Source organism: Pedobacter psychrodurus, from assembly GCF_032678585.1.
Classification (GTDB): domain Bacteria; phylum Bacteroidota; class Bacteroidia; order Sphingobacteriales; family Sphingobacteriaceae; genus Pedobacter; species Pedobacter psychrodurus_A.
Genome location: NZ_JAVTSN010000053.1, coordinates 1 through 15,524 on the forward strand (window position 1 = coordinate 1; position 15,524 = coordinate 15,524).

At 42.8% G+C, this 15,524-nt stretch carries 7 protein-coding genes; all 7 read right to left on the reverse strand.

Annotated features, from left to right (window positions below):
- Positions 1-340: 340 nt before the first annotated feature.
- Complete coding sequence (locus R2S57_RS25770; protein WP_316847800.1) at positions 341-1,543, reverse strand: glycosyltransferase; 1,203 nt, start codon at positions 1,541-1,543, stop codon at positions 341-343.
- A gap of 10 nt (positions 1,544-1,553) precedes the next feature.
- The gene (locus R2S57_RS25775; RefSeq protein ID WP_316847801.1) at positions 1,554-2,753 is read right to left on the reverse strand and encodes a glycosyltransferase; all 1,200 of its coding nucleotides are present in this window, start codon (positions 2,751-2,753) and stop codon (positions 1,554-1,556) included.
- Positions 2,754-2,763: 10 nt separating this feature from the next.
- Positions 2,764-3,528 (reverse strand): alpha/beta hydrolase, encoded by a 765-nt coding sequence (locus R2S57_RS25780; protein ID WP_316847802.1) that lies wholly within the window; start codon positions 3,526-3,528, stop codon positions 2,764-2,766.
- Entirely contained in the window at positions 3,516-3,812 is a 297-nt protein-coding gene (locus R2S57_RS25785) for an acyl carrier protein (protein ID WP_184469132.1), read from the reverse strand. Before R2S57_RS25785 ends, R2S57_RS25780 begins: the two co-directional genes overlap by 13 nt.
- A complete protein-coding gene (locus tag R2S57_RS25790; RefSeq protein ID WP_316847803.1) occupies positions 3,800-7,990 on the reverse strand; it encodes a beta-ketoacyl synthase N-terminal-like domain-containing protein in 4,191 nt (1,396 codons plus the stop codon). Before R2S57_RS25790 ends, R2S57_RS25785 begins: the two co-directional genes overlap by 13 nt.
- A 176-nt stretch (positions 7,991-8,166) precedes the next feature.
- The gene (locus tag R2S57_RS25795) at positions 8,167-10,869 is read right to left on the reverse strand and encodes an SDR family NAD(P)-dependent oxidoreductase (protein ID WP_316847804.1); all 2,703 of its coding nucleotides are present in this window, start codon (positions 10,867-10,869) and stop codon (positions 8,167-8,169) included.
- Positions 10,870-10,874: 5 nt separating this feature from the next.
- A complete protein-coding gene (locus R2S57_RS25800; RefSeq protein ID WP_316847805.1) occupies positions 10,875-15,254 on the reverse strand; it encodes a beta-ketoacyl synthase N-terminal-like domain-containing protein in 4,380 nt (1,459 codons plus the stop codon).
- Positions 15,255-15,524 lie beyond the last annotated feature (270 nt).

Genomic DNA, 15,524 nt, shown 5'->3' on the forward strand with positions numbered 1-15,524 from the left:
ACACGATAGGAAGCTTCGGGATCCTAATAGCAGGGAAGATGCTGAAACGAGTTCAGCATGACGACCGTCCTTAGCGACCGTATTATTAAAGTTGACCACTCATTTATGCCCAGAGTTGTCAACTTTCTAGCAAACTGGTTATGAAAGTTGACAACTCTTAACGTTATTTTTTGCGCTCATTATCCTGTCCCGAAGCGCGGGGGACTAATAGCAGGAAAGATGCTGAAACGAGTTCAGCATGACGACCGTCCTTAGCGACCGTATTAATAAATTTGGCAACTTATTTATGACCAGAGTTGTCAACTTTCGGGCGACCGTATTATTCAAGTTGACAACTCAATTAAACCACTTCTACAGCCTGTGCTGTTTTTGCAAAATCTTCCAGTAGTTGCACGGCTTTATCGTTACCTCCCGCTTCGATAAAGGTTTCTTTTATTTTTTGTGCGGCCTGACGGTATTTTGGGTTTTCCAAAAGCTCAAAAACGGTATTTCTTAAATCGCTGATGCGTAATCGTTTGTAACGGATGCTTACACCGCAACCTGCCTGCTCAATTAATTTTGCGGTATGAAAATGATCGTAAGCGATTGGCGTGATCAACATTGGTAAACCATTGGTGAACGTATCATTTACGGTGTTGAAACCTCCATGGCAGATTACGGCATCCATATGTGGCATCAGTTCTGATTGCGGAACAAAACCATTTACAATAAAGTTATCAGGCCATTGTTCGAAAATGTCAGGATTGGTTGCAGCCACAATGGTTACAGGCTGGTTTTCGAAAGCGGTAATCAGTTTCTGGAAAAATTCTTTACGGATATCAACCAATAGCGTACCCAATGAAACAAATATTTTTGGTGTAGTGGCCTGGCTTAAACGTTCCCAATCAAAAGGCGCTAAATTTGGCCGGCCTTTTACCGGACCTACAAAATGCATGTGCGGTGGCTTTTCTTCAAAACCTGCAAAGGCCTGTGAAGTGAAAACCATATTTAACTCATGCGAATGGATGTGGATATCATCACTGTAAATGCCCACCTCTCTTTGTAAACCTTTAATCAGGTTTTGTTGCCATTCGAATATTTTAGGGGCACTGGTTGCCGTATCGCCCATTACATCTGGTGGTACAGGAGTGGTGGTAACCGAGGGAATGCCTTTTAAGTGTGCACTTAATGCACCAGCGAAGGTAATACAGTCGTTAATGATGACATCGGGTTTCCAGGCATCAACAAAATTGTTTAATCCCTTCATCATCATTTTGGCAAAAGGCACGTAAGTTTCTTCGAGTGCCAGTTTCATCACCTCTGGTCCAGAACAAGCCGGGCCATCATCCTGACTTTTTAAAATGCGTTGTATTTCGTCAGCATACTCAGCCAAATCTTCTTCAGGGTAAATAAATTCTCCACCTTCTGGCAAATGTACCTGTGCAAGTGGTGTGATACCCAGCCATTTTACTTCATGGCCACGGGCCAATAAACTGGCGCCAATACTTAATGTTGGGCTGATATGGCCGAAAAAGGGCGGGACAACGAAAAGGAATTTTGACATAATGTATAATTTAACTGATGAATACGTTTGATGTTTTGTTGCTTAATGCTTCCAATAAATCGGCAGCGCTTTCTGTTCCGCCGGCTTCGATAAAGGATTGTTTAATTTGTTCTGCAGCTATTTTATAACTGTCGTTTTGCAGTACTTTGTTTACGGCTTCTTTAAGGTGATTGGCTTTAAAACGATTAAAATTTAAGCGCTCTCCTGCACCCACCCTAAAAACGCGACCGGCCACATGGCTTTGATCATATGCAATTGGAATCACCACCATGGGCAAGCCATTCATCAGGGTTTCGCAAACGGTATTGTGTCCACCATGGCAAACCACCGCATCGAGGTGCGGTAAAAGTTCCAGTTGTGGCACCTGGCGCTGTACGGTAAAATTAGCTGGCCATTGCTCAAATAAAGCCGGGTCTGAAACCACCACTACATGCATATCCTCCTCTCCAAAAGCTTCAATTACCTTGGTAAAAAAACTTTTCTTGTGTTCATGATCGAAAGTGGTACCGATGCTGACCAATATTTTAGGCTTGCTGTTATGAAATGCTTCCCAGGAAAAAGGAATCGTGGTTTTGCGACGGTTAAAAACGGGACCTATAAACTTAAAATGTTCTGGTAAATCCATTTCTCCGAAAAAATCTCGCGAGGTAAATACCAAAGTGGCAAGATCAGAGCAGGCAATAGAGCCAGTTGTACTGATGCCGAATTCTTTTTGGAGTTCCACAATCTGGTTCACTTCCCATTCGTGTACTTTTGGCAGTTCGTCCATTACTTTTATGGCTGCTGGCGCAGTAACAGAGGTTACGTAGGGATAGTTTTTATTGGTTGCGGCAATAGCTCCGGCAAACATCTGATGATCGGTAATCACCACATCAGGTTTAAACTGATCGAGTAAATCGGCAATGCCTTCGTAACTGTGTCTGTTAAGCGGAATTAAAACCTCTTCGTATAAAAATTTGATGCTATCGATGCCATAAACGATCTTTTTGGTGATGATATCGAGGTATTTTTCGGAATCTTTTTTCTGTTGGTCGTTTTGATCATAGCTGATCGCAAGCAGTTCGCCTCCCTCAGGAAGTTTTTCGCCCAGCGATTGATCTAAAGTAATCCATGCCACACGGTGGCCTCTTTCTAATAAAGCTGCACCCATACTCAAAGTTGGGTTGATGTGGCCGGTTAAGGGAGGAACAACGAATACGAATTTTGCCATGTGTTTAATTTTATGTTTCCTGGAAAAAGTTTAACAATGTTTCAGCGATAACCAATGGTTGTTGGATCGGGATATTATGATCTCCCGGTACAGCAATTAACGATGTGTTTTCAATCAGTCTATCTAACTGTTTGCCTGCGTTAAGACAATTGGAATCTGTACCATACAGCAATAGGGTGCTCTTTTTTATGGTTTCGAATGCCGGACTGCCAAAAAAGTCTTTTTCCAGTTCCATGTCTGTTTTAATGGAAGTTTGATAAAAAAGGTACTCGTACATGCGGTGGTTGCGTTCCATTTGCCGTTTGCCCATTTTCACTTTTGTGGTATCGGTAAAGTTTTCGACGTAGTGCTCTAGAAACTCGCGGCTATACTCATCAATAATACCCCTTGTTTTATCGTCATTTGGGTCTGGTGCTTCAATAATGGCCAGTTTGTTAATGCGATCCGGGAAACGGATAGCCATTTTTAAGGCAATCAATCCGCCAAAACTATAACCGCCCAAATGCACCTGCTGCAGGTTTAATACCTCCATTAATGCCAAAAGATCGTTAGTCATACTTTCCAGATCATAACCTGTTAAAGCCTTTTCGCTCATGCCGTGGCTTTTCAGATCGTAGAGTACCACATGGTATTTTGTGGCGAGTAGTGGCGCAATGTTAAAATAATAGACAGACAGGTTACTGAACATCCCATGAACCAGGACGATGGTTTCAGCAGCCTCTTTATTGAGCTCCTGAATGTGAACCGATTTGTCGTTTACGGTTAGGATTGGCATTCTTCGATATAAGAGATGATCATGCCTAAGTTTAAGTTGATCAGCTGATCTAAATCCATTGAAGATAACCAGCCTGTAAAATCAATCTGATCGCCAAAATGCGCTTTGATTTTTTCGGAGAAGGATACAATCTCGATGCTATCCATTTCTAGGTCTTTGGTGAAAGAACTTTCAGGGGTGATATCCATTTCTTCAACAAATTCTTCGCCAATTACTTCGGTGATAAATTGTTTCATGAGGTCGAAAATTTCTTCGCTGCTTAATTTTGTAGTTATAGTGTCCATCCGATGATATAGTTTTTATGTTTGATTGTTTTGATTGTGATGTTATTGATGCGTAATTCTTCGCCGTTAATTTCTTCTACGGTATAGGCTTTTGGGTTGCCCTGTAAACCTTTGCCCAGGTATTTTCCATAAGCTTCTTTGGCTACCCAAAAGCGGGTTGCCCATTCGGTTTTGTCGCGACTTTGGAGCAGGGCCATTTCATGATCGTTAAAAACAAGATCAAAAAAGCCAGCGCTGCGTTCTTCGATATGTTCGATATCGATACCAACAGGTTCGTTAAAACGGGCTATTCCGACTGCATCAGTTCCTTTATGGGCAATAGAGATGTTGATATGATCTGTTAAACCACCTTTAACATAGGGTTTGCGGTGTTCGTCCGAATAAATTTCGAAAGTGATCGGGTAACAGGCCTGATTTTTCTGTGTGTTCAATAAATTCCGTACCGCATCTTTTGCGGCCACGCGACTGATCATCCAGGTTCTTCTTTTATTCGGTAATAAATTGTTGTGGTGTTTTTTCTCCGTTTGGTTAAAATACCTTTTCAGGATAAAATCCCAGGATACCACCCGCGAATAAGCGTTGCCAAAAAGAAAAACACCAGGAGCTACTTCTTCTGATAAGCGGTTGTGGAGCGGCGACATCGACACATTCCATAGCGGCTCGTCTATTTCCAGTCTGCGGTTTTGCCAGCCGGAGATAATGAGCCAGGTAATGCCATCTCGCTTCATCACGATATCGGCAGTAGCAAACTCATCGTTTATTTCGGTGAGTACACAGGTGCATTCGAAAGTACCTGTCTGATCGGCCATATCGCCAAAGAATTCGATCTCCTGGATTTTAACAGGGAAGGCAATGCGATCTTTTTCTAAAGTGAGCTGAAGCCACAAACCAAACAATTGACCCGCATTATCGAGCAATGAGCCTTTTTCGCCAACCGCGGTCAGTTTTTTGATGCCCTGATAATCTGGTCCGTGGAACATATGTGCATCGTAAATCTGTGCGGAAGTACGGTCGATATCCAGTAGTTTTCCAATATCGAAAGCTCTGTTTGGCGCGGGGTTTAACTGCGCAGTCAATTGCACTTCTGCATTGGCAAAACGTTCTAAATTGAGGTAAACCCTTTGTTCGTCTTTCCATTCGCCGGTTACCGTTTCCTGGAAAGGTTTAACCACATTCATCCATTGGAATACCCGCATGTTCATGATTTTCTGCACCTTTTCTTCAGGAGATTGTGCGTTCGCGATTTCAGCAAACACCTCAAAAATCATGGTCATCGGGATTACCGGATCCATATCTTCGACCGTAGGCCAGCCTTTTGGTTGTCTCAGGAGCGAATGATCGATAAGATAAGGACAGTTGTCCAGACTCACATCAAGCGTTTTGCTAAAGGCTTGCCTTATTGGTTTAACAGGTGCCCAATTACTTGGCTGGTCGACCTGCAAAGCTGCATTTTCGAACATTTCGATCATTTCGCTCTGCATATTGATCATTTCCATTACATTCTCGTTAAAAGCCTGTAAAACCGGATGTTTGGCTTCCACCAAAGTTTTAGGTTGTACGGGTTGAGCTTGTTTGATGGTTAAACCTTTAAGTGTTTGTAGGTTATGGATAATCGGCGAACCCAATTCGAGTTTAATGCCTTTGTTTTTTTGTGGGGGAGTGGATTTGATATTGCCCAGATAATGTAAGCCAATTTCTTTTCCTTCAACAAAAAGTGCCGCCAATACCCTTTGCAGCTGTGTAATACCCGAACGGATGGGCACATTGGCACTAATGGTGCTGATTTCTTTTCCTTTTAGGGTATCATCAATAAAACCAACTAAACCGCCCGAACCCACCTGGATAAAAACACGTGCACCTTCCGCATACAGTTTTTCGGTAAGCTCACGGAAACGCACGGGTTTAATCAGGTGTTCGGCGCTTAACTGGCGGATGGCTTCGAAACCTTCAGGATAAGTTTCTAAAGTGGTAGCCGACCATAGCGGCGTAGTGGTTTTCCGGAATTGCATATCCTGCATGCCTTCGAGGATCAGTCCCAGTTTATCGGCCACAAAAGGAGAGTGAAAACCCGATTGGAACGGTAAAATCTGATGAAAAATCTGTTTCACCTTTAAGATCGGAACCAGTTCATCCAGGGCTGGCTTGCTGCCACAAAGGATGACCTGTTGTGAGCAATTATCGTTTGAAAGGTATAAATCAGGGATGCTTTCTAAAATCGATTGGAGAATTTCTAAACCACAACCAACAGCGATAAAGCGCGAATCTTTCAGTTCAAAAGTTTCAGGATTGAGTACATTCAGTAAATTCATGACCGAACTTTCTTCTGCCAGTTCTGAAGATCTTGCGGCAAGCCATTCGCCAAGGCTATGGCCTGCATTCATGTCAGATTTAACGCCCAATTGCTTTAACGCCTGATCTAAAATGCTGCTTTTGTTCAGGGTATTCAGGGCTTCACTTAAAAGGCCATCCTGTTTTTCGTTTTCATCGATGCTGATGTTGAAATAATCAGCTACAGATTTAATTTCCCCGCCGGCAAGTCCGTCTAAACCCGGGAAAACAAAGGCTATTTTACCATCATTTGCCAATAAGGGTGTATTGGTATACCAGATATCCTGTTTGTTTCTCCATGGAGAATTTTTAGCGACAATTTTTAAGGCTTTTTTAATCCGCTCAGGGCTGGGGTTAAATAACACCAAGCGGAAATTGCCATTCCCAATGTTATAGTCGCCATTTTCAAGCGATTGGATCAAAGCCTCATGGCTTGGCCTTGCAATCACCAATACCTCATCTTTTTTAGGGGTATCGTAAGCGGTTAATACCACATGGGCGTTAATGCCACCGAAACCAAATGCATTTACGGCAGCCAGTTTTGGCAAACCCGATTGGTTCCAGTCTATCGCTTTTTGTACTGCCGAAAAACGGGTTTCTGCCAGTTGCGCAACGGGTTCATCACAATGTAAGGTAGGCGGGATGATGCCATGATAAAGTGCTAAACTCGATTTAATTAAACCAGCTATACCTGCAGCGGGCATGGCGTGGCCGATATTTGATTTAACCGAACCAATACCTGCTTTGGGCAGATCGGCATCCTGTCCGAAAAATTGTTTTAAGGTTTCTACTTCTGTTTTATCGCCAAGTGGTGTACCTGTTCCATGGGCTTCTAAATAGCCAATATTTTTACTTTCTAATCCGGCATTTTTCCAGGCTTCGGTAATGGCTTTTAATTGGCCTTTAACCGATGGACTCATCACGCTTGTACCGCTTCCATCGCTGCTTATGCCCACGCCCTTAATTACTGAATAGATTTTATCCTGATCCCTTATGGCATCTTCGAGGCGTTTAAGTACCACAAAACCACAGCCTTCGCCTATAATCAATCCATCGGCATTTTGATCGAAAGGTTTAAATTTTTCCTGTTTGGATAAAGCGCCGAGTTGTGAAAAAATACTCCAGAAGGCCGCATTCTGACCTAAATGTACGCCGCCGGCAATAATCATATCGCAACGGCCACTATTCAGTTCCTGCACGCCATGATCAACCGCAATAAGTGAACTGGCACATGCAGCATCTAAGGTAAAAGCTAATCCGCCTAAATTAAGGCGGTTGGCTACCAGCGAGGCCACTAAGTTTGGAATCAATCCCATTGCCGTATCGGCACTGAAACGGCCTTTTCGCAATTGAAATTCGTGTTTTACCTTATCTATCTCCGCTTCGGTAAGCTGTGGCATCAAATCTTTCAATACACTTGAAATCTGCTCGCCGGTTCTTACGATTTCGATGGCGCGGGTTGCCCCAGGACCTACGTAATTGCCTTTGCCAATAATGATCCCTGTTTTATCGAGGGCATATTTTTTTTCAAAAACAGCAGCATCTTCCAGTGCCTGATGAACCAGGTCTAGGGTTAGCAGATGATCGGGTTCGGTACCTTCAACAGCCAGTGGTAAAATCCCGAACCGCTGTGGGTCAAAGTGATGATCAGGAATAAAGCCACCCCGGTTGCAATAAAAACGATCTACGCCAGTTAAGTTTTTGTCAAAATGTACAGGATCAATCCGATCCGCAGGAACCTGTTGCGTAGAATCTACCCGGTTGATAATGTTCTCCCAAAAGGTCTGCATATCTTTCGCTCCCGGAAAAATGCATGACATTCCAATAATTGCTACATCGCTTTTCTTCATTCGTCTTATTCGTCAATTGAAATATGCACCTTCGGTGCAAGACTTTCTTTTCTGCAAATTTTTATTTTTTGCCACAGATTCACAGATTACTTACAATCTGTAAATCTGTGGCTTATAGTAATAGATTTGTCGGTCATAAAACCTATGGGCTTTCGATCTCTAGTAGTTAAGTGGTTTTACGTCCAGGTGTTTCCGGCCATGATTAATACCTGGCTTTCTTTACCATATTTAAGTTCGTTCAAGAATGTTTCCATGCCATCCTGTAGAGGAATCATAGCAATTCCTCTGCGTTGGTATTCTTTCTCCAATGTTGGCGAAACCATACCAGCACCTTTCCAAGGGCCCCAGTTAATGGCCATTACCTTGCCCTGGATTTTCTGTTTTAAGGCCCAGGCATATTTATCCATCACACTGTTTGCTGCGGCATAATCGGTTTGTCCACGGTTTCCGTAAACAGAAGCGATACTGGAGAACAGGATCACAAACTGAGTTTCTGGTCGCAATTGCTCTGCAAGTACCCTTAAAGGGGTTACTTTGGTGTCGAAAACACGTCCGAATGATTCGGAAGTTTTGCTGTGGAAGAGTTTATCTTCCAATAAACCCGCACCATGCACTACGCCATCAATACGGCCATAATCTTTATACACCTGGTTGATCAAACGGGTTAAGGCTTCTTCATCTTTAAGATCCAGCGATTCATAAACTACGGTAGAGCCTCCTTCTTCTAACGTGGCGATGCAGCGTAAAATCTGATTGTTTTTGTAAATCCGATTGGTTTCCTGTTCTATTTCTGCAGGTTTTTTGATCACACCCTGTTTAATCAAATATTGTCTGATCTCATCTTTGGTGGTGAGCGAAGAACTGGCTTCGTTTGCGGATGCAATCGGATTAGCCGAACGGCCCACCAGGATATATTTACAAGGATAATCTTTTGCGAAATGCATCGTGAGCTCGGCCGTTATGCCTTGTGCGCCACCTAAAACCATCACTACAGCATCTTTATCCAAGTGGATATGTGCATCGGTTTCGGTACTCAACTGATGCGGTACCAACTCCATGATGTGCCTTTTGTGGTCGTTATAAATGATCTCCGAAGGTTTATCCGGATTCAGGATTTCGTTCAAAGTCATGTTCGTGATCTCATCAGGAGACATGGCGGTTTCCAGACTGATGAAACGGCATTTGGTATGCTCGTATTCGCGGTCTAAACTTTTAAAGAAACCCGAGTAACCCTGATAATTTCTTAAGAAAGAAATATCCGATTGGTCGTTAAAATATTGTTTGGTATCCGCGATCAGGTATACCCATTTTACGGTATCAAAGTTTAATTTTTTAATGGTGGCGAAATGATCGAGTATGCCTACTTTTTGTTGTGCTTCGAACATGTTCAGAATGATGAGGCCTTGATAACCATCCAATGAATCTTCAAAACTCACCAGATCGGCAATGGCGCCATGTTTTTCTAACACTTTTTTGATTTTGATCGCCTGACCTCCACCATCATCAGTTAAGGCAAAACGCTGTCCTTTTAAAATGGCTGCTTCGGTAATGGTCAGTGCAGCAGGAGTTAGCTCGAATCTTAAGCGGGATAATTTTTCTTTAACCGTTTGATCATCGATGCTCTCCTCAATAAGCTTTTTTGCTTCTGTAAGCACCTCCGAGCTTTCTGCTTCAACATCAGCAATCCAGTTAACCAGGGCATTTAAGGTTTTGATTGCGGCCAGTTTTTCCATTAAATCATCAGCCTGATCGCTTTGTGCACCAAAACCGATTTTTTCTTTAATCGAGGCAATAATTTCCATTCTTTTGATCGAATCGATACTTAAATCCGCTTCAAGATCTAAATCCATGCCCAGCATTTCTTTTGGATAACCCGTTTTTTCACTCACCACATCAAGAATGGCCGATTTTAACTGATCCAAGGAAAATTTTACAGGTTCAGCCTGGCTTGTTGCTACCGGAGTAGGGGTACTAACCGCCTTTGGCTGTTCGGTATTTTCTGTAATCCAGTTTATTAGACTAGCTAAAGTTTTAAGTCCGGCAAGCTGCTCCATGATTTTATCTTCCGGAAGGTTCAGTTGAGAGAAACCACCCAGTTCGGTACGCAAAGCACCGATAATTTCTACGCGTTTAATCGAATCGATGCTCAAATCAGCTTCAAGATCCATTTCCATGCCCAGCATTTCCTGTGGATAACCCGTTTTGTCGCTAACAATCTGCAAAAGCACCAGTTTTAAGTCTTTTTGTGCAACTGCAGGTGTGATTACTTCGATAGTTTGTGCCTGTGGCACTTCCTGTTTTACCGTAATCTGATTTTCAATCCGGGCTGGTTGCGGTGCCTGATATGATGTTAAGGGCTGGTTAATGATTGGTGAAGGCATTGCGGGCGCATGTCCTAAAAAGGAAAGCATCACATCGCGTTGTGCCTGAATCAGCATTTTCATGCTGTGCAGGTATTCCTGCATCATCAAGTCTTTGGCTGAGCCATTAACCTGCTGATTTTCAGTTGATGTAGAGGTGTTATTCATAAGGATAATCGGTTTTATAATAGGGGATGCACCATTTGCCGGAAGTTTACCGGTTGATGGAACAGCATGTTGACCGTTCACGTACCAGATTGCCGGACTTTTTTTATAGATAGCAGGTTCATCCAGTTTGATGGTTTTAACTGAACGGCCTTCGAATAATTTTTCGAGCTTGATTTCGCGGCCTGTAGCCATATAACCAGCCAGTGTGCCCAACAAATTGCTGAGTTTGTTCTGGCCCTGATCTTCGGTGTGTAAAATCACTTCATCTTTACCGATACATGATTTGGTTAAACCGCTTAATACCTTGCCTGGACCAACTTCTACGAAAACCCGGGCTCCATCGTGATACATATTCCTTAGCTCATCAACAAAAAAACTGGTTTTATCAAATGATCGGTTAAACGTTCTTTAACTAAGGCAGCTTCAACAGGATATTCTTTTGCCGTGGTGTTAGACCATACCGGAATTTTTAGATTACTGAAGTTTACTCCAGATAATACTGTTTGGTAAAGCTGTTTCGATTTGGCTACCAAAGGACTATGGAAAGCGCAAGCCACTTCAAGCGGACGGAAAGATACTTTAGCTTCTTTTAATACTGTTGCCAATTGACCAATGGCTGCAGTACTGCCCGCAATTACACATTGCGTTGGTGCATTAAAGTTAACCGGATAAACGTCTTTGATACCACCCAGATATTGCGCAAGATCTTCCTGTTTTGCACTCACAGCAAGCATGGTACCCGGATCGCCGTTTTCTACGGCATTTAAGATAGATTGCGCTCTTTCGGCACTTAAATGAACCAAATCATCTTCTTCAAAAGCACCTGCAAAACAAAGTGCAGGTAATTCGCCATAACTATGGCCGGCAATCATATCAGGAACGATGCCCAATGATTTTAAGAAATTGGCAATGGCCAGATCAACAATACCCAATAGCGGTTGTGCCATGCGGGTATCTTTAATGCGTTCCTTTTGTGCTTTTGCATCGGCATCATTAAATACGGTATTTGGGAAAAGGATTTTTTCGTATTCAGGATAAGCTTTCAATAGTTTTCTCATTTCAGGGAAAACCACGAAAAGATCTCTGGCCATATTTACGCGCTGGCTGCCTTGCCCCGGGAACATAAAAGCAACTTTGCCCTCTTGTTTATGGGTAAGGTAGGTGTCTTTGCTTTCTACGCCAGATAAAACAAGATCGATTTTCATCACCAGGTCTTCTGCATGGTTGGCAACAATGCTCAATTGAACAGGTTTTGCATCAGCAGTGGCTAAAGTGTATGCAATATCTTTCAGTTCGATCTGATCGTTCAATTCTAAAAGGTTTTTTACAGAAATTACGCGGTTTTTCGCTTCCTCATACGTATCGCCTCTGAAAACAAAAAGTTCTGATGGCCACGATTTTAAGATTGAATTTGTGTTTTCGGTATTCTGCGCACTTTCCAATACTGCATGGAAATTTGTTCCTCCAAAGCCAAAGGCACTTACGCCGGCATATCGTTTTTCTTCCATCCATAAACCAGCTTCCGTATGGAAAGCGAATGGACTTGTTTTAGCGTTGTAGAAGCTATTTGGTGTTTTTAAGTTGATGGTTGGTGGTTTAATGCCGTGGTAAACTGATAAGGATGCTTTGATTAATCCTGCAATGCCGGCGGCACATTTGGTATGGCCGATCTGCGTTTTTACAGAGCCTAAATGCGTTTGCCCGGCAGTTGCGCCCGATTGATTTAACATATCGGTTAACGCGCTGATCTCTGTTTTATCGCCTACTACGGTTCCTGTACCATGCGCTTCTACCAGGCCAACCAATGAAGGGGTAATCCCGGCCTGACTATAAGCCCTTTCCAGTGCATTTACCTGTCCGTTTTTACGTGGAGCCGTTAAACCAAGGCTTTTTCCATCGCTTGAGCCACCCACACCTTTAATAATAGAGTAAATGGTATCGCCATCGCGTAATGCATCGTCGTATCTTTTTAAAACGATCATGGCAATGCCTTCGCCAAGGGCAATTCCATCCGCTTCAGCATCAAAAGTGGCACATCTTCCTTTTTTAGAAAGTGCATGCGTGCTCGAAAACATCAGGTAATCGTTAATGCCGTTGTGCAAATCTGCTCCACCGGCCAAAACCATATCCGATTTCTCTAAAAATAATTCCTGACAGGCCAGGTCAATCGCAGCCAAAGATGAGGCACAGGCTGCATCTACGGTAAAGTTTCTGCCACCCAGGTTTAACCTGTTGGTGATTCTTCCAGAGATTACATTCGCCAAAATACCCGGGAACGAATCTTCTGTTGTTTTTGGCAATACCGCATCTACTTCGGCAGGCATTTCGCCGAAAACCTGCTTGTAAAAACCTCTGAAACTATAACTGTTGGCCAGATCGTTTCCACCCTCGGCGCCAATAATTACCGAAACATTTTCATTATCAACACCGCCATCAGCATAACCTGCGTGTTGCATCGCCTGTTTAGCCACCATTAAGGTAAGCAGTTGGGTGGGCTCTATAGCGGCAAGCGACTGCGGTGGAATGCCAAATTCCAGAGGATCAAAATCTATCCTCGGGATAAAACCGCCCCATTTGGAGTGCGACATATCGCCGGCAGTTGATTCGGGATTGTAATACAATTCTTTGTTCCATCTTTCATCTGGCACTTCGGTTACCGAATCTTTTCCTAAAATAATGTTACGCCAATATTCTTCGAGGTTTTTAGCTCCAGGGAAAATACAGGCCATACCTACAATGGCAATATCCAATGCTTTGGCTTTGTTTTCAGGAGGTGATGAAAGTGTGGCGTCTAAAATATGTGTATAATTATGGTCGGCTACATCCTGATGAAGATCGAGTAGCGACATTACTTCTTTATGCATGGGTGCAATCTGACCGATCATGTACATGCCCAGGTCTGTTTGCTCAGCTTCTTCAATTTTTACAAGCTCATCGCCGCGTCTTTCAATTCCTTTTGCAGCAATACGCAAACGACCAACATTCAGTGTTTCCAGTTTGGCCCAGATTTCTTTTTTATCCATTCCCTCGGCCTGGAGTTTCAGTTTTTCCTGATTAAAAAAAGTGGCAAATGAGGAGTTTAAACATCTGGTTTCATGCCCTGGAGCAGTTTCAAGCAGAACAGTTTCGTTTGCCTGCATCGCTTCCTGTTGGAATTTATCCAAAATGGCGCCAGTGCTTACAGCTTCTTTGGTATATAGGTACGCAGTGCCCATTAACACACCAATTTTCATTCCTTTGGCTGCTAACGGAGCGGCCATTACCGAAATAAACGCGGTAGAAAAAGCATCATGAATACCACCCGCAAAGAAAACGCTGATGCTTTCGGGATTTTCTTCTTTTAATAAACGTTCGATCTGTTTTTCCCACAATACCATACTCGATAGCGGGCCAACGTGACCGCCACATTCGCGGCCTTCGAACACAAAACGTTTAGCTCCCTCTTTTAAAAACATATCTAGAAGAGAAGCAGATGGCACATGCAAAAAGGTTTTGATGCCCGCCTTTTCAAAGGGTTTAGCCTGTGATGGCCTTCCACCAGCAATTAATAAAACCGGAGGTTTGGCATTTAAAATATATTCCTGTTGCTCATCTCTTAATTCTTGCGGTGCAAAACCTAAAATACCAACACCCCAGGTTTTTTCGCCAGCCAGTTTTTTGGTTTCTTCGATCAGGTTTTTTGCTGATGCTCCTTTGAGTAGGGATAGCGCAATAAATGATAAGGCGCCAGCTTCAGAAACTGCATCTGCAAATGGCGCTACATCGCTTACCCTGGTCATTGGACCCTGTGCAATAGGGTAGGTGATGTTTAAGTCCTGAGCGAGTGCATTATTCGCTTTAATTACATTAATGGCTTTGGCCTGTTTTAAATGACCATAAATGGCTTCTTTTATCCCAAAAACCAATTTGTCAAGCTTTTTGTATTTGCTTACCAGATCAATAGACAGGCTAATATCCTGCCCCATCGGGAGGTAGTTGCTTTCCAGGTCGTAACCTTTGAAGTATTGTTGAAGGCCAGTGTAGTCTATATCTTCAGCCAGTGTAGGTGAATTTGGCCGTACCAATACGCGGCAGTTGTCGATCAGCTTTGTTTCCGTTCCACTGAGTTTACCACATATTGTTTTCAGATCCTCGGGGGTCGAGCTTTCTGGAAATAGCGCGAGTTGACTATCCAATATAATTCCTGCTGCTCCCTGAGCCATTAGAGAAGCGGCTGTATGAATACCTATACCACCCTGAACCCAAACAGGAATATTTGTAATTTCTTTAATAATCCGTTGGAAAAGTACAAATGACGATTCGTAAGCCACACGGCCGGCACCTTCATTTCCTTTTACGATAATTCCGTCCGCACCATTGGCTTGTGCTGTCAGTGCCGATTGAAGATCGTACACCTGACGGATGATTTTTATAGCTGTTTTGTTTTTTAGGACAAGATCAAATGGCGCAATAATTAAACTTACCCGAGCAGGAAGATCAATGTTGGCTAATGCAGCTGAATTGATGCTCATCCCAAAATCTGAAATACCCGATACTACAAGTGAATGGAGTGCCTTTTCGGCTTCGGCTATATTATGCCCAAGACTGAGAACCGGAAAGCAACCTGCTTTTTGTAAATTAAAAACCAATTTACTGTCAGGGATTTCGAAAGGAGTTACTGCAATAATGGCGTGTTTGTTCATGGCTTTGGATTTTGATTCTACTTCTTCTGTTTGGTGGATGATTAACCGGGACATAATGGTTCTTTATGCCGGCCGTAATACGCAATAACACAGGTTTTTAGCGCTGCGATTAGTGTGTATGATTAATTAGACTAATATACGAATTGATTAAGTCAAATTGTTTTAAAAACTCATAAATGAACGAACTGAACAGACGCTTATAGGGCGACCAAACTTTTCATTTAAAAAATGAATTTTATGAACAAATTATTGTTAATAATTTCAATCATGCTTCTTTATATGGCTTATTTAAATTTTAAATACAAAAGAAGGCGCCCCATATTG